The sequence below is a fragment of the Parabacteroides faecis genome, assembly GCF_014647375.1.
In the GTDB taxonomy this organism is placed as follows: domain Bacteria; phylum Bacteroidota; class Bacteroidia; order Bacteroidales; family Tannerellaceae; genus Parabacteroides; species Parabacteroides faecis.
Genome location: NZ_BMPB01000004.1, coordinates 318,928 through 336,528, shown reverse-complemented (window position 1 = coordinate 336,528; position 17,601 = coordinate 318,928). Strand labels below are relative to the sequence as shown.

Annotated in this window: 12 protein-coding genes and 1 tRNA gene; 3 read left to right on the top strand and 10 right to left on the bottom strand. The window is 43.3% G+C overall.

Features of this window, described 5'->3' with window-relative positions:
• Positions 1–51: 51 nt before the first annotated feature.
• A complete protein-coding gene (locus tag IEY67_RS07325) occupies positions 52–882 on the bottom strand; it encodes a hypothetical protein (RefSeq protein ID WP_122353383.1) in 831 nt (276 codons plus the stop codon).
• A 32-nt stretch (positions 883–914) separates the two neighbouring features.
• Entirely contained in the window at positions 915–3,827 is a 2,913-nt protein-coding gene (locus IEY67_RS07320) for an ATP-binding cassette domain-containing protein (protein WP_183668971.1), read from the bottom strand.
• A 199-nt stretch (positions 3,828–4,026) separates the two neighbouring features.
• On the opposite strand from IEY67_RS07320, the gene IEY67_RS07315 reads away from it, so the two are divergent.
• The gene (locus IEY67_RS07315; protein ID WP_122376300.1) at positions 4,027–5,211 is read left to right on the top strand and encodes a DUF4934 domain-containing protein; all 1,185 of its coding nucleotides are present in this window, start codon (positions 4,027–4,029) and stop codon (positions 5,209–5,211) included.
• Positions 5,212–5,310: 99 nt separating this feature from the next.
• Here the strand turns inward: IEY67_RS07315 and IEY67_RS07310 are convergent.
• The 8 genes from IEY67_RS07310 to IEY67_RS07275 all read right to left on the bottom strand — a co-directional run bounded on the left by IEY67_RS07310 (position 5,311) and on the right by IEY67_RS07275 (position 14,271).
• Positions 5,311–5,383 (bottom strand) — tRNA-Thr (locus IEY67_RS07310).
• Between the two features lie 57 nt (positions 5,384–5,440).
• The gene (locus IEY67_RS07305; RefSeq protein WP_122353380.1) at positions 5,441–5,902 is read right to left on the bottom strand and encodes a hypothetical protein; all 462 of its coding nucleotides are present in this window, start codon (positions 5,900–5,902) and stop codon (positions 5,441–5,443) included.
• A gap of 67 nt (positions 5,903–5,969) precedes the next feature.
• Positions 5,970–7,001: a DUF6340 family protein gene (locus IEY67_RS07300; RefSeq protein ID WP_122353379.1), complete on the bottom strand. Its 1,032-nt coding sequence runs from the start codon at positions 6,999–7,001 to the stop codon at positions 5,970–5,972.
• 43 nt (positions 7,002–7,044) lie between these two features.
• Complete coding sequence (locus tag IEY67_RS07295) at positions 7,045–7,896, bottom strand: sugar phosphate isomerase/epimerase family protein (protein ID WP_122353378.1); 852 nt, start codon at positions 7,894–7,896, stop codon at positions 7,045–7,047.
• 25 nt (positions 7,897–7,921) lie between these two features.
• Positions 7,922–9,889 (bottom strand): tetratricopeptide repeat-containing sensor histidine kinase, encoded by a 1,968-nt coding sequence (locus IEY67_RS07290; protein WP_183668969.1) that lies wholly within the window; start codon positions 9,887–9,889, stop codon positions 7,922–7,924.
• Between the two features lie 152 nt (positions 9,890–10,041).
• On the bottom strand, positions 10,042–12,657 hold the full coding sequence (locus tag IEY67_RS07285) for a valine--tRNA ligase (RefSeq protein ID WP_183668967.1): 2,616 nt from the start codon (positions 12,655–12,657) through the stop codon (positions 10,042–10,044).
• Positions 12,658–12,832: 175 nt separating this feature from the next.
• The gene (locus tag IEY67_RS07280) at positions 12,833–13,696 is read right to left on the bottom strand and encodes an energy transducer TonB (protein ID WP_183668965.1); all 864 of its coding nucleotides are present in this window, start codon (positions 13,694–13,696) and stop codon (positions 12,833–12,835) included.
• Entirely contained in the window at positions 13,693–14,271 is a 579-nt protein-coding gene (locus IEY67_RS07275; protein ID WP_075556863.1) for an RNA polymerase sigma factor, read from the bottom strand. Before IEY67_RS07275 ends, IEY67_RS07280 begins: the two co-directional genes overlap by 4 nt.
• A gap of 138 nt (positions 14,272–14,409) precedes the next feature.
• On the opposite strand from IEY67_RS07275, the gene IEY67_RS07270 reads away from it, so the two are divergent.
• Complete coding sequence (locus IEY67_RS07270) at positions 14,410–16,134, top strand: vWA domain-containing protein (protein ID WP_183668963.1); 1,725 nt, start codon at positions 14,410–14,412, stop codon at positions 16,132–16,134.
• 530 nt (positions 16,135–16,664) lie between these two features.
• Positions 16,665–17,576: an RluA family pseudouridine synthase gene (locus tag IEY67_RS07265; RefSeq protein WP_183668961.1), complete on the top strand. Its 912-nt coding sequence runs from the start codon at positions 16,665–16,667 to the stop codon at positions 17,574–17,576.
• The last annotated feature ends 25 nt before the right edge of the window (positions 17,577–17,601 follow it).

Below are 17,601 nucleotides of genomic sequence, written 5' to 3'. Positions count from 1 at the left end.
AAAAAGGCTGTCGGAAGACAGCCTTTTTCTATACATTATATTATATATAACTTATTTCAGCAATGAATCGCGGATACCTGTGATCTCTGCATTAGCAGCTCTTGCATCCTGAATAGTTGCAACCTTTTCTTTCAACGGTGAAATAGCTGCACCCAGTTGTTTCAGGTCGGGATAATAATTAGCCAGGTCGGCAACCACTTCTTCCAACATGCTAACACGTTTTTCCATATTAGCAGAAAGACCGGCAGATGTAGCATCGCCTTTTACTACCAATGTAGGATTAGCGATCAGACAAGCATATTCGGCAGAAGCAGCACCTAACATTTCAACTTCAACGTCGATTTTGTTTTCTGCAGCCATCTTTTCGATGATTTTATCTTCCTGAGATTGAAGGAATGCCTGTACCTGTTCTTTTGTTGCATCTTTCGGAGCCTGTTCTTTCAGGATATCCAGAACGAAAGAGATATTCAGGTCGGTAGCCAGTTTAGCAATTACAGCTTCTACTTCAGCGGCAGGCTGTCCCATTGCTTTCAGCACGTTATAGTCAGCCATATACATTCCCAATGCACGGGCTTTCTGTGCCGGTGTGCTCAATTCGGCAGCTTTAGCTGTCGGCAACATATATTTTACATCACCTACATTTACTTTTACTTCACCACTTGTCAGACGATAAGGGATTTCAGAATCCGGCATGTCTTTCAGTAATTTGATCGTTTCTTGTTTCAACTCCTCGGTTAACAGGTCTTTAGGTGCCTGACCTGCTATAACGGCAGCTTCCTCAGTTTCTTTGGCTTGTTCGTTTGATTTTTTGGCTCCGTTGCAGGAAGTCATTCCAAACACTAATGCTGCTACGGCGAGCATGCTTAATACACTCTTTTTCATATTGTATAATTTAATAATTTATATTTCAAACTTCATCCTTCGTCCTGTTTAAAGAAACGCCCGGGAAACTCTGCGAATATAGCGATAATCGCTAATAATGCAAAGAAACCTATAACCAATAAATTAAATTTATAGGTAGAAAAATAAAATCCGCCCCAGTTTTTCTCATGACTATAGAAGGCCGCACGCCCCCAACGGTTATCCGGTTCCACATAAACAGTACCGACAAGCGGGTAAATACGATTGTTCGTTTCTTTATATAAATGACGGCTGCCGGTTCCCATCACCAGATCCTCTATAGCCATATTATGATGGGCTTTTTTCTGTTCGGTCAACCATTCCGCACCTTTTTCATTACTCTGTTCACGTTGTACCTGATCCAGATAAGCCGTAAAATTATGGGCACGTTGATGTAATGCGGCTGCAACCTTATCCAGATAAGAGAGATAGTTCTCCCCTTCTGTACGCGGTTCGATGCGGGCTGCACGGGCAAGTACGGCCAGTTCATTTTCAACCGTTTTCCGTTTTCCCGGATCGTCAGCGGTTGCGATCTGTTCTGCCAATGTCCGGACTTCCGGCAAATGCACATTCTCATAATATTGCGCCAGATACTTTTCTTTTTCGATCGGGAAATAGGTCCGGTTGTAGGCATTATCACAAAACTGCTCGACCATCAGCGCCTCGAAAGCCCAGCGCGAAGGGATTATCTCACCGATCAGCGGGACAATGTTCTCATCGGAAGCACGGGTATTCAGATCGTCGAACTTGATTACCAGCCCGCAAAGTAATATCTGAGGAATCAGCAAAAGCGGAATCGTAATATAGATGGCAACCACCGAACTCATCGTTTGAGACAAGATGAGACCAGTAAGGTTCGCCAGGAAAGAAGTAGCCCACAGGACACTCCACCAAATAAAGAACATCTCCCCGCCTACTCCAATGATGGCATTTCCCACAGCTATGAACAAGAAGGATTGAAGACCGGAAATAAACAACAGATAAATCATCTTGGAAGTCAGATAGCTGCTGCGACTCAACCGGAGAAAATGTTCCCGTTTCAGGATCGTCCGGTCCTTTATAATCTCTTCGGCACTGATACTTAGCCCCATGAAGGTCACCACGATCACAGCCATAAAGATATAGGAAACAAAATTCTTATTCGTTAGCAATGCATATTCGCCCCCGTCCACATAACGTGTCAGAAGTGCCACGATCAATGCCAGCAAAGGAGCCTCCAGCAAGGTAATGGCCAGATATTGCTTATTCGCCAACTTCGTCCGGACATTTCTTTCCAGGAAAATCATGAATTGTTTGAACCAGGAAGGCTTCTTCTGCAGATTTTCCGGCAGCTCTTCCTCACTCACCAGCGAAAAAGACGGACGTGAACGTAGATATTCTTCATGCCATTCCTCAGGTGTGAACTTACGGATATCAGTTTGATTACCCGAATCGTCGATCTTCTTGGAATCGATGATATTCAGGATCAACTCAGGGTTCACATTTCCGCAGGCACTACATACGCTGATATCCGGATCGGTATATTTTGCCGCCTGTTTAAAATAGGTAATAGCCTCTATCGGATTCCCGTCATAAATAGGATAACCGCCTTTATCCAACAGCCATAAACGATCGAACAGTTTATATATTTCAGATGAAGGCTGATGGATATTCACCACCACGAGCTTACCCCGATGCGTCTGTTCCTTCAGAAGTATGATTACTTTCTCCGAATCCGATGATGAAAGTCCGGAAGTTGGCTCATCCAGATAAAGGATAGCCGGTTCGCGGATCAATTCGAGCGCGATATTAAGACGTTTCCGTTGTCCCCCACTGATCGTTTTACGGATAGGGGATCCGACTTCCAGGTCTTTTATTTCTTCCAGACCTAATTCTTTCAATACGGTATCTACCCGTTCCCCTATTTCCTGGTCGGAAAGGCAGGCGAAGCAAAGTCGGGCAGTATATAAAAGATTCTGATAGACCGTCAGTTCCTCGATCAGTAAATCATCCTGAGGAACAAAACCGATCAGCCGGCGTGCCTCGGGTGATTCGAGCGGATGCCCGTTCACGGTAATAGTACCCTGATCAGGACGAATATTTCCATTCATAATACCCAGCAAGGTAGACTTACCTACCCCGCTTCCCCCCATAATGGCAACCAACTGTCCGGATTCCAGATTGAAAGAAAAATTATGCAGTCCGTTACGACTGTTCTTAAACGTAAAATCAATATCCCGCCCAGCCAAACGAACGATCTCCTTTTTTTCATTCTTATTGAAAACGGTAAGTAAATCGCTATAATAAACAGGAAGGAACAACGGCCCCTTCAACACGCTGCTATGCTGCCAGGCATAAAACATATCCGGCGAAAGAGGAATATCGTTCATAAAGACCTGCCCGCACCCATGATAAGTAAATATCTGCTTATCAAAACGGCGTATAAAGAATACACGGATAATCCCCTCCATACCTTTCCGCCAGATGTGGTTGCCGTCGGTCTCGTCTTCACCACTGATCGTCAATAAAGAGGCGGAAGGTCTGCCTGTGATAAAAGCCAGCGCATCATCAAATTCATCCTGGGGAATAGCAAATATATCTGCTACCAAACGGAAAAGAGCCATATGCTCATCCGCTTCTTTACTGTTCGTATAAGCAAATTCTACAAAACGGATCAGCAAAAGCAATTGTTCCTCAGCCCGTAACTTTACTTTCATTTGCTCACAGATATTACGTACGATCTGCTCCTTGTCCAGTGCAAAGAGCGAATCGTCATACATATCGCGTAAAGCATTATACAGTTCGATATATTCTTTATGGGACCGTACTCCGAAATGGCTTGACAAATAAGAATGAACAGCGCGGCTGGCCTGTTCCCTTTCAATGCGTACGGAAGAGGCAAAAATGGCAAATAGATTCAGTAGCCCGTTCAGTATGGTCTCATTCATTGCTTGTCTGTTATTTATCTGTATAATAATCAATCAGATTACAAATATAACAAGAATCGACAGGTTTGGCGAAATATCCAAACAAAACATTCCGATTAAATAATAAAAATAAAGGAATACGGCTCATTGAGAATAATTTTTTGCAACTTTACAAAGTGTCAGGTAATAAAGTTCAATTCATCAATAAAAAAGAAATACTATGAAAACAACAAAGCTCCTCTTAGTAATTCCATTCATTTTAATGGGATGTCAGATAATCAATGCCCAATCAAAAGCTAGTAACTTACCGGTATTTGATTTTTCAAAGAACTATCCTCAAAAAAAGATGCGTCTTCAAGAGATGGCTGATATTGAATATGTGCCGCTCGAGACGACTGATGATATTTTATTGAGTGATGGGGCTGTACTCTCCGCTGTCACCGACAAATATATCCTTGTACATGAAACCCGGCATGGTGACATCTTTGTTTTCGATCGTAATACGGGAAAACTTTATTCTCACTTTAACCATAAAGGGCAGAGTGGCCAGGAATACACATGGATCAATGTAGGAACAATCTTTGATGAAAAGAAAGAGGAAATCTATGTGTGTTCCCAGTACATTCAGGTTTATTCCCTGAAGGGTGACTACAAACGAACATTAAAAATAAACACATTCGATAATGAGATGAGCATATTTGATTTTGATGATGAATCGCTGCTCATTTATGAAGGTGTAATCATTGAACCTGGTCGTGAGAAAAAGACAAAAACATCACCTTACCGCCTGGTATCCAAGAAAGACGGCAGCCTGATTTCCGTATTGGATATTCATTTTACAGAAAGATATTCAAACAAGATTCCTCAAAAATTAGAGAACAATATGTGGAGAGCTTTTGGTATTTATTATCCTCAAAACATACATTATGGCCCGGATCTGATGATTGCAGATATATCGTCCGACACACTCTACCAATTATCACCAAGCAAAGGACTAATACCTTTATTAACCCGCACTCCATCGACTCATGCTGCCGAGCCCCGGAATATATGGATTCCTCTTGTTACAACTGATAAATACATGTTGATCGGTACACTTCTTTTAGATTTTAATAATTTGAAAGGCGGACCGATCCCCACGTTCATGTATGAATTAAAAACCGGTGAAATAAAGAAAGTTCCAATTTTGGATGCAGAATATGACACAAGAGCGTGGAGTCAGGGAAGATGGTCGCCGGAAGGGTCACCCGCCATTGCCAGGAATATGGTAGCCGAACTGATTCAGGCATCAGCTGTAATAGATGCTTATCATGGAAAAAGATTGGCTGGGAATGGAGATAAGATTGCGAAAAAACTTGTCGAAGACGACAATCCGGTAGTCAGGATCATCAAATTCAAGCTATAAACATATTGCTTCTATACAAGCTATTGTTATTTTTCAGGAGAAACCTGATAAAAAAAACAGCGACTTTAGAGCCGCTGTTTTTATTTTACTTGAAAAGAGAGCCGAAAGCCGGACTCGAACCGGCGACCTATTCATTACGAATGAATTGCTCTACCAACTGAGCTATTTCGGCAACAAACTATATTGTTATTGTTACTTGTTTTTCAATCCGGGCACAAAGGTAAAAAGTCTATTCGACATCTGAAAGAAGTTTGGCTAAAAAATCATCTAAATCTGCATCTAAATCTTTCAACAGCGGATCGTCTGCCCGTAAAAGCTCGTCGTCAATGAATAGAAGTTCCTCTATTACAACGAAATCCTCATCCGTCAGGCTGACAGAGAAAGGTTTCATTATATGAGGGCTATCAAAAACTTTTTTCGCAACTAAAAGAGTCAGCACAGATTTTACAGTGTTGGCTACCTGCTTATTGAACTGTTCTTCTTCACAGGGACAACCTACCCAATCGAAAACAATTACTTTATCCAATAATCGTTCTTCTTCGTCATAGATTTGCAATTCCCCGCTTTCAGGATCAGCCTGGACATATAAATCGCTGTAATAGCCGGTAGAATCTTCAGCAGTCAATTTGTTGATGGCAGAAGTAAATGTTGTCTCCAGGACAGACTGAATCTTTGCATTATTTGCACTCATAACTCTTTTTTTATTCTTTTTTCGAATCGTCTGTCAAAAGTAATAATAATTCGGAGAATATATGATATTATTCTCCAAATTGCATGTTAAGTTTTTTATCTGAACGGACCCGGTTACGTAACACCTCTATATAAAGCTGCAAAAGTTTCGCATTCTTACCGTCTTCACCTTCTCCTTTTTTAAATAACTCGCCTGATTTATTCGCCCATTCATAGGCTTCCTCTAATTCGGTCTTCATCTCACACCCCAGAGCTATATTGGATGCAGCTTTCGCTTTCGACTTCCAACTACCTGAATTCTCATATAAATGTTTCCAGTGCTCAACGGCCTTATCCCACTTCTCGGACTGTGCATAAGCCGAAGCTTCCTTCCATCGTGACCCCATACCGGTATAGAACCAACGTGTCTCGCTATTCCAGTGAGGAACAAAGTTCGGGCTGGTTTTCATTCCTATATATTCCGCGGAAGCACGCAACGCGTTTTCCGATGAAGGCAGGAACCTGTCAAGAATAATCTGGTTGGGAGCCTCCTCATTAAAAAAGACACTATCGGCAACATAAACCGTAGCCAGCGGATTCGGCCTGCCGGGAAGATAGCCACGCACAACCCCGGAGATTTTCACCTGAATTTCTCCTCCGACATAACCTTCCGGATAAGCTACAATATTTTTCTTTGATTCGAACAACATACGATCGACGGAAACCACCGCATCCGTTCCGGTTTCCTCACACAACGCCTTTACCTGATCCGGCGTCAGTTTCTTGTCTTCATAATAGACATCATCCGTACGGACAGCATCATGATAGAGAAGCACATCCTTAAAAAAGGAGATATCAGCCATTGCTTTTCCTAACCCATTACAGGCATAAAACAAGGCACTATCGGCTTTTACCCTGCAAGTATCCACCTTTTCGCCAAACAACATGAACTCGCACCCGACATCGTCCGGTTGAGGGATAGCATTGTTCACTACCAGGATCTTACCGACATTACCGGGAAATGTTATCTCGGCCGGGTTGTAAGTCTCGATCCCCACATAGTTCACAGAACTACAGGAGGCTAATAAGCAAACGCTCAATAAACAATATGCAACTCTCATCACTTTTTACTATTAGAGGAGGCGCAATGACTTGCGCCCCTAATTATACAATATCACTCACCGCCTTGAAATAGCCGATCGATTCAGCTATACCCAGGAAAGGATCTTTCATATCCTTTTCATATTCAAGACTACACATTCCGGTATAGTTGACTTCACGCATCATTTTCATTAATGCCGGGAAGTCTATTTTTCCACGTCCGATCTCTATGCCGACACCTGCTTTCGAAGAATCCGTCACATCTTTAATATGCATATCAAACACACGGGTATGATATTTTTTCAAGTCTGTCACCGGATTGCAACCATTACGCAGATCGTGGCCAATATCCAGACACATTCCGATACGCGGATCCAGATCTTTCGTATGCTCCCAAACATCTGTCGCATCCGGATAAGTTTTAATATCGGGTCCATGCAGATGGATCGCATAATTGAAGTCGTATTCCTTTACTTTCTTGTCCACATAAGGGAGCAATTCATAATTGGGAACGCCCACAATAAGCTTTACACCTACGCGTTTCGCATACTCGAAACCACGATCGATCTCCGCTTCGCTCTTCATATATATAGGTCCAACAGCATAGCCGGTTACTTTATGAGCAGCACATTTATCATGAAATGCCTTGATCTGTTCATCGGTACTATCCAGCGGCAAGTGGAAATCCTTGATACAAAGATAATGAATATCGAGTCTCTGCAATGTTTTCAGAGTAGTATCCAAATCAAAATTAACAAATGTATAACCAGCCATCCCCAGATGCCAGGGATTGATCGACTTCGCCGCTTTAGGAATGATCCGGTCCGGCAAACCTGCTTTTACTACTCCTGCCGATCCTAACAATAAGGCACCGGCAAGCCCTTGTCTAAAAAATTTTCTTCTAGAATTCTCCATGGTATAATAATGTATATAAAATATGTTACGGTTTTTTCAGGGGTAACGTCACAATAAAGGTTGATCCTATGCCAAACTGCGAAGAAACACTGATCGTTCCTCCCATCTGAGAAATAAGTCCTTTACAAATTGCTAACCCCAGTCCTACCCCTTTGCTCCAGTCATTCAATTGAACGAAGCGGCTGAATATCTTCTCCAGTTTGTCTTCAGGAATACCTTCACCCGAATCTTCCACAGAAAAGACCACATCCGTTGCCGTCACTTCATAACCAAGCCGGATAAAACCTTTTTCCGTATGCTTTATTGCATTGGTCAGCAAGTTAGTAAGAATTTGCGTAAGACGGTTACGATCGGTATAAAAAAGTTGCTGGGGACAGTTATTTAGTTGCAACTCCACTCCTTCCGGCATGCGCATAAGAATGACATTATAAATCTCTTTCATCAGGACAGAAAGCTCATATTCTGCATAATGAAGCGTCATAGTATTCGATTCGATCTTTGAAAGATCCAGTACGTCAGTGATCAGACGCTGAAGCAGCTCATTGTTATTTTGAATAATATTAGCATATTCCTGCCGGGTCTCGACATCTTCCTCATCGATCAGAATCTGGGAAAAACCGACGATAGCATTCAGCGGTGTCCGTATCTCATGGTTCATATTAGCCAGGAAAGCTGATTTCAGATGATCGGCTTCTTCAGCCTTTTCCTTGGCCAGCTTCAGTTGCAACCCATAGCGATGGCGGCTATAAGAAATATACCCCAACAAACAACATAAAAGAAACAGAAAACCAAGTCCGCCCCCCATTTTCAACATCTGGGAATGAGCTTCTGTTACCTCCAGGTCCATTTGCTTATTCTGAAGCTCCAGTTTATCCACTTCATGTTGCGTTTTCATCTCTGCCAATTCCTTATAATAACGTACTTTGGACAGAGAATCATTCAAAACAGCATATTCCTGATAAACCTGGACGGCCTGCTTGTACTGCCCACTTTCATCCAAAATTTCCGCTTTGTTCTTCATTACCTCCAGATAGGCAGACATGGAATTCCGCGTTTTCCATAAAGACAACAGGGAATCATACAAAGCGATTGCCTTATCGTATTGTTTACTCTGATGATAATAAGAAGCAAAAATTGTTTGCAACTCTGATTGATAATTAAACATTTCATATTTATTCAACAGTTTCTGCGCCTGCTGAATATGCTGCATCGCTTCTTTCAATTTACCCATCAATATATATTCTACCGCATAATGTCTGTGAACAACATATTCCAAAAAGTAGACAGGATTTTCCTCATCTATTTTCTCTATTTTACGGGTATGACAAATCTTTACATATTCCTCCAAACGATGAATATATTTCATTTTCACATTCAGGTCCCTGGGTTTATTCATTAACTGACGGATAATATTGATACGCTTGATCAAAGGGGCATTACGCATTTCCATACTCCGTAATATCTCCTCATACAGAGCAACACCTTCATCACACAAATTATTTGATAAATAAAAATCTGCCAAAGCCTGGTTAGCCATATCGATACCATCCAGATATCCCAATTCTTCAGCTTGTTCTTTTATCTGATTGATACTTTGCAAAACTTCATCATTCTTTTTGGCACGGGTTAAAACATACACATACCAGGCTTTCATCCGGAAATATTCCTCATAGCGCTTTTGATCCAGAAATAAAGGTAATGCCTGCTGCATCCAATAATACATGCTGTCAGGATTCTTTGCATAATAATACCTCACATAACTAAAATAGGCATTTGCTATCTGGGTTTGATTTTTCTGATGCCGGGCTTCTTCTAATAGTTGAGTAGTATATTGATACACCTGAGGTTTCCCATTATTCGCCTGCACAATTAAAAACAGCGAATCCAGAGACAACGTTTTTTCGATACTTTCAGCACCGTATATTGCTTGTGGGATACAATAACCCCACAAAAGGCAAAAGATGATTAACAACTTTCCTTTCAAAACCCTCATTTCTGCATATCCTCCATATATCAAGGGTCGAAAGTTAGTAAAAATTAGACAAATAATATCTTATGCTCCAATAATTAAAAGAAAAACACCCATATTTGCCGTTTATCTGACAAATACGGGTGCATCCTGTATATAAAATAAAGAGAAATCCCTTATTTTTTCAATGCTGCAATACTCTCTTCGATCGACTTGATTTTACTTTCGGCATCTGCCTGTTTCTTACGTTCCATATCGATCACTTTCGCCGGAGCTTTGCTTACAAAACTTTCATTGCTCAGTTTCTTTAATACGGAATTAAGGAAGCCTTGCTGATACTTCAGTTCTTCTTCCAGCTTAGCCAGTTCTTCTTCTACATTGATCATGTTGCCCAGAGGAACAGCATATTCCGTGGTGCGAACCAGGAAGGAAACGGCTCCGGCTGCTTTATCGTCTGTCTTAGTAATTTCAGACAAGTTACACATCTTGGCAATCACCGGGTTAAAAGCGTCGTTGTGACCGCCCAACACCTGTAAAGCCAACTCTTCCTTATTCGGAATATTCTTCTGCAAACGGATCGTACGGACACCACTGACGATCTCTTTCACGATCTCGAATGATTCCAGATAGGCTTCATCTACCGGTGCAACTTCAGGCATTAATGCTACCATCAGACTTTCACCTTCCTTACGTGGTTCAAGAGCCTGCCATAATTCTTCTGTGATAAACGGCATGAACGGGTGAAGCAAACGAAGCAAAGCGTCGAAGAAACCGAGTGTTGCCTGATAAGTTTCCTTATCGATCGGCAGCTGATAACCAGGCTTGATCATTTCCAGATACCAGGAAGAAAATTCATCCCAGAACAATTTATAGATAACCATCATCGCTTCGCTCAGACGGTACTTGCTAAACAAATCGTCTACCTCGGCAATTGTTTTATCCAACTGCATCTTAAACCATTTAACGGCAGTTGCCGATGCTTCAGGTTGGGCAATCGTATCATCGACCGTCCAACCTTTGATCAGACGGAACGCATTCCATATTTTATTGTTGAAGTTACGTCCCTGTTCGCATAATGCCTCATCGAAAGGAATATCATTTCCGGCAGGTGCAGCCATCATCAATCCCATACGGACACCATCGGCACCATACTGTTCGATCAGCAATAACGGGTCGGGAGAGTTTCCTAATGATTTCGACATCTTACGTCCCAGTTTATCACGAACGATACCGGTAAAGTAAACATTCTTGAACGGCATGTCGCCTCTGTATTCGTAACCTGCCATAATCATGCGGGCCACCCAGAAGAAGATGATATCCGGTCCCGTTACCAGGTCGCTGGTCGGATAGTAATAGTTGATCTCTTCATTGTCCGGGTTATTGATACCGTCGAACAGAGAGATCGGCCACAACCAGGAAGAGAACCAGGTATCCAGACAGTCGTCGTCCTGACGAAGATCGTCCATTGTCAGTGCCGGATTCTTTTGTTTCGCCAGTTCCAATGCCTTTTCAGGTGTTTCGGCTACCACATAACCACCTTCCGGCAGATAATAAGCCGGGATACGATGTCCCCACCACAACTGACGGCTGATACACCAGTCCTTGATGTTCTCCATCCAGTGGCGGTATGTATTCTTGAACTTAGGCGGATAGAATTTCAGGTCGTCATTCATAACCGGTGTCAAAGCGATCTGTGCCAAATGTTCCATTTTCAAGAACCACTGCATAGACAGCTTCGGTTCGATAGGCACATTGGTACGTTCCGAATAACCTACCTTATTTTCGTATGCTTCCACCTTTTCCAACAGTCCGGCCGCTTCCAGGTCTTTTTCGATCTGTGTACGAACGTCGAAGCGATCCATACCGATATACAGACCGGCAGCTTCGCTCAGTGTTCCGTTATCGTTGAAGATATCGATGGAAGGCAAGTTATATTTCTCGCCCAGCATATAGTCATTTACATCATGCGCCGGAGTTACTTTCAGGCAACCTGTACCGAATTCGATATCTACATAATCGTCCTCAATAACCGGGATCACACGGTTTACCAGCGGAACGATTACCTTCTTACCTTTCAGGTGCTGATTTTTCGGGTCGTTCGGATTGATACACATAGCGGTATCGCCCATGATCGTTTCCGGACGGGTAGTTGCGACAACGGCGTAACCGTCTTCTCCTTCGATTTTATAACGGAGGTAAAACAGTTTGCTATGTTCTTCCTTGTAGATTACTTCTTCATCGGAAAGAGCGGTCAAGGCCTGCGGGTCCCAGTTCACCATACGTACACCGCGATAGATCAAGCCCTTATCAAACAGGTCGACAAAAACTTTCAATACGCTTTCCGAACGTTTTTCGTCCATCGTAAAAGCAGTACGGTCCCAATCGCAGGATGCACCCAATTTGCGTAACTGTTTTAGGATGATACCTCCGTGTTCTTCTTTCCATTCCCAGGCATGTTTCAGGAACTCATCACGGGTCAGGTCAGTTTTCTTGATTCCCTGCTGTGCCAGTCTGTTCACCACCTTTGCCTCGGTAGCGATAGAAGCATGGTCGGTACCCGGTACCCAGCAAGCATTCTTTCCCAACATACGGGCACGGCGGATCAGAATATCCTGAATGGTATTGTTAAGCATGTGTCCCATATGAAGTACGCCGGTGACGTTAGGGGGCGGAATGACGATTGTGTACGGTTCGCGACCGTCCGGTTTCGACTTGAAAAAGCCGTTATCCAACCAATACTGATACCACTTTCCCTCTACTTCTGCGGGATTGTACTTACTTGCAATTTCCATATTGTTTATATTAATCTGTTATCTTATTTCTCTCTCCATACATATATATTATGTACGAAGGTGCAAAATTACAAAATAAGATGGAATTAGAGTACTTCCGTACAGCTTTTAAATAAGGATAGTTACATTTTAATAATGGAATAAAATGGACTAATTAAAGATATTCGAAGATTGTTTACGGAGCGAAAAGGACAGGAGCAATAACCCGAGCCGTATCCACTTTCCAATCCGGGCCTTTTTCGATCAGACGAAGTGCCTCCTTATCCGCCGATGCACACAGGCTTCGTTTGACTTCCAGATTGACAGGGCGGCCTTTGTCATCGATATGAAATTCAACAACGACTATTCCGGTTATTCCTTTACAAATCGAGTCTTGCGGACGAATCAGTTCCTTACGCAAATATTCCTCATAGGCTTTATAACCGATAACGGGTTCCGGCCGGTGTATCGGGGCACGGGCCATAGTTACATCCATCGCTACTTCTTCTTCTGCCACGATCATTTCTGCCACATCGGCGTCATCTTCAACAATAGACAAGACTTCGGCTGTCGCAGGAGCAGCGGCCAAAGGTGCCGGCGGAGGTGCTGCCTGCCGCATCTTGGCTTCAGGCTTTTTCGCTGCTGCCAGAGCTTTCTTTTGCATCGCTTCCGTTTCTTCCTGTAATTCGCCGGTAGCAGCAGCCCGGGCTATCACCGGTTCAGGAGGAAGTGGCGGTGTAACGGCTTCTTCCTGTATAACCATCGACTGCAACTCTTTCGGCAGGCCAACTTCCCTGTTGAACCAGAAGTAACTGCCAAATCCCAGGCAGATCAACAAGCTGGCTGCAATACTCCATTTTGCAATCAGATCTCTTTGGGAACGGGTACGGCGGGAAATACGGCGGCGCATTGCTTCAATACTTTCCACATGGTTGCCTTCCACTGTCTGATAACCATCCAGTGCATCGGACAAGAAAGGATCTCTCATCGCCTCTTTTTCCAGACGATGGGCTTCCTTGCCTTTTCGTGAACCTTGTATGTATTGCAACAGATTTTTCATTGCGCCATTCTCTTTTCAATACAACTTTTCAGATTGCGCTTGCCATTCTGAATATAACTTTTTACGCTTTTGAGCTGATATCCGGTCTGCTCTACGATATCGACGTACGACATTTCTTCCATAAAAAAAGACAGGATACAACGTTGCTGCGGTTCGGGCAGCTTCTCCAGACAGTGCTTGAGGGCTGCCGTACGAGCATCGTCGCTAGTCTCTTCTTTATCTAATAGATGCAATAAATCGTACGATTCCACAAATTGCCGGTCAAAATCAGTTGCTATTTCGGGATTTTCTTTCCGCAAAAGCTGGAAACAATGGTTCTTTGCCACACTGTAAATCCAGGTTCTGAACTCCCGTATCTCGTAACGCGAAAGTTTCGGCAGCAGGTCTTCGAACAATTGCATGACAGCATCCTGTGCTTTCTCTTCTTCCTGCAAATATTTCAGGCACAACCCGTATAGCAATGGAATATAGCGATTATACAGTTCACCGAAATAATCGCTTTTCCCGGTTTCCTTATATAATTGCAGCAGTTCGCTATCTGAATAGGTCGATATGTTACGTCTGAAAAACAGCAAGTTGTTCTCGTTTTTTCTACAAATGTAAACTTTAAATTAAAATCTTTCTCAAAAAAGTTCGAAACATTTATGGAATCCGCCTTTATCGCGGCATCTATCAGGTAAAAGCAATTCATTAATCATTAAACAGGATCAGTCATGAAAACGAAAACAACAATCATCAGCTTACTCACGGCATCTATCCTGGCTGCCGGTCTGTTTCTCCTGGTAATAAAGCAGATACCGGAAACAAAAGAAGTAATAAACACAGACAGTACAGTTATCGCGATCTGTCCGGCTAAAGTACCTGTCGAGGAAAAACCGTTAATCTGCACACCCCCTCCGGTTCCGCATCCGGCGCAGGCTGAGGCACAAACACAGAAAAAGACGAAGGCACAGGTAGAGGTTCTCTCTATCGTTGAAGACGCTGCTCCCATCATTGCAGAAGAAGAAATCGTTTGTTGCGAAGCTTTGGTGACCACATCCTCATCCGATTATTACGATCAGGAAATAAACAGAAACGAATATAACCAACTGGCAGAAAACAAATTCAGGAAAGTCAAGAACGAACCGCTTTCCACTTTTTCGATCGATGTCGATGCCGCTTCTTATGGGACGATCCGGCGCTATATCAATGAAGGGCAAAACCCTCCGGCCGATGCGGTCCGCGTAGAAGAATTGATCAACTATTTCTCCTACAGCTATGAACAGCCAGTAGGGAAAGATCCGGTAAAAATCACTACCGAAATAGGACCATGTCCCTGGAACAAGGAAAACCAACTGGTCCGTATCGGACTAAAAGCGAAAGAGATTCCTTCTGAAAATCTACCGGCTTCCAATCTGGTTTTCCTCGTTGATGTATCAGGTTCCATGTATGGGCCGGACCGCCTGGGATTGGTTAAGTCATCCCTGAAGCTCCTGATCAATAATCTGCGGGAAGAAGATCGCGTAGCCATCGTGGTGTATGCCGGAGAAGCAGGTGTGGTACTTCCATCTACCTCCGGAAGTAATAAGCAAAAGATCCGCGAAGCACTCGATGAACTGACAGCTGGAGGTTCAACTGCCGGTGGTGCCGGTATTCAACTCGCTTATGATATTGCACGGAAGAATTATATCCGGGAAGGAAACAACCGCGTGATACTCTGTACCGATGGTGATTTCAATGTGGGAGTATCATCTTCCGAAGGATTGGAACGATTAGTCGAAAAAGAACGTAAAAGCGGTGTATTCCTGACTGTTCTGGGTTATGGAATGGGAAATTACAAGGATAACAAGATACAGGTGCTCGCCGAAAAAGGAAACGGCAATCATGCCTATATCGATAATATTCAGGAAGCAAACAAAACGCTCGTCCATGAGTTTGGAGGTACGATGTATGCCGTAGCCAAAGACGTGAAGTTACAGATTGTTTTCAATCCTAAACAGGTACAGGAATATCGTCTGGTCGGCTACGAAAGCCGCTTATTGAATAACAAGGACTTCAACGACGACACTAAAGATGCCGGTGAAATGGGGGCCGGACATACGGTTACGGCTTTTTACGAAATAAAACCGAACAATGCTCCCCGCACCATGCAGTTTGCAGAACCGGAGTTACTGACTATACGCTTGCGTTACAAAGCTCCCAACAGCGACGTCAGCCAACTGATAGAGACTAAATTGAAAGCAAACAACAGCAACAAGCTTTCCCCTGATTTCTATTTTGCATCGGCTGTCGCCATGTTCGGTCAGCTACTGCGCAACTCCGAATACAAAGGAACAGGGTCATATAATCAGGTGATCTCTCTGGCACAAAGCGGACTGGTAAACGATCGCCAAGGTTACAAACGGGAATTTATCCGCCTGGTTGAAACAATAAACGGACTGACTGCAGCAACTCACTAACCGAGCAACAAGAGCATCGCCAACGATTAAGAAGCCTGCCAGCTTCATGCATTCCGATCGATTTTTGGCGTCACTATTTAAAACGCAGAGTATACAGATTGATATTCAACAATTAACCAGTGACGCCGGGAATAGCCTCCGGCGTCACTGGTTAATTGTTGAATATCATCATCTAAGCTCCATGTATACATATAGTGACTCCGATTAAAGACAAAATATCAACAAACAACAGAGCCTGAAAACGAGTGCCTATCCATTCACAAAGCGATGCCTACCCATTTGAAAAAAGCCGCCGAGCGGTTACAGGAAATACTTACGTATTTAATAAGCCAAACATAGGTGTTTTGTCATCAAAACATATATGATTTAACGACAAAACACCTATGTTTGAAAAGATGAATGTTTGCACAAACGAGAAAAAGTCAATACAATATTTATTGAATAAAATTTAAACAGACCCCAAGATTATGAAACACAGCTTGCAACATTCCGCAATTGCCAGTATCTTTGTAAATTATTTATGAAATAAAATGAGAAGACGCTCAGGTTACAAAGACACAAATCTAAAAAAAGCCCCTCGCGGACGCAAAGTTTCGGTTAAGGAAGAGAATACATTGCTTGCTTTTCTGTTTCAATTGTTGAGCGAACAGAGCAAAAGTTCCGTTAAGGCATTACTTGCCCACGGACAAATCTTGATAAACGGGAAAGTTACTTCCCTGTTCAACGCTCCTTTAGTGCCGGGAGACGAAGTCGAGATCAGTTACGAACGAGGGAAGGTGGAGTTCAGTAACCCCTTGCTGCATATTGTCTGGGAAGATGACAACCTGATCGTTGTCAACAAGAAAAACGGACTCCTGTCTGTTTCCAGCGATCGTGTAAAAGAACGTACTGCCTACCATCTGCTTAGCGATTATGTCAAGAAAAATGATCCGCGAAGCAAGATCTTTGTCCTGCACCGTCTCGACCGTGATACGTCCGGACTGATGATGTTCGCCAAGAACCAGCGCGTGCAAAAAGCTCTGCAATCGAACTGGAACTCGGCAATCACCGAACGCACGTACGTTGCCGTTGTGGAAGGTCGCCCGGAAAAAGACTCCGACCTGATCGTCTCCAACCTGATTGAAAATACGAAAATGCAGGTTTATGTAACAGCCGAAGGCGAAGGAAAAGAAGCGATCACCCGTTATCGCGTGTTGCATAGCAACGGCCATTATTCTTTGCTGGAGCTCGACCTGGAAACAGGCCGCAAAAACCAGATACGTGTCCAAATGGAATCCATCGGACACCCGATCGCCGGCGATTATAAGTACGGCGCAGAGACCGATCCCGCCGGACGGCTGATGCTTCATGCCCGACGGCTCTACTTTATTCATCCGGAGACAGGAGAAGAAATGCGCTTCGAAACACGTATCCCGGATGCTTTCGTGTCATTAGCTAAATAAACACAGACAGAAATATATACATAGT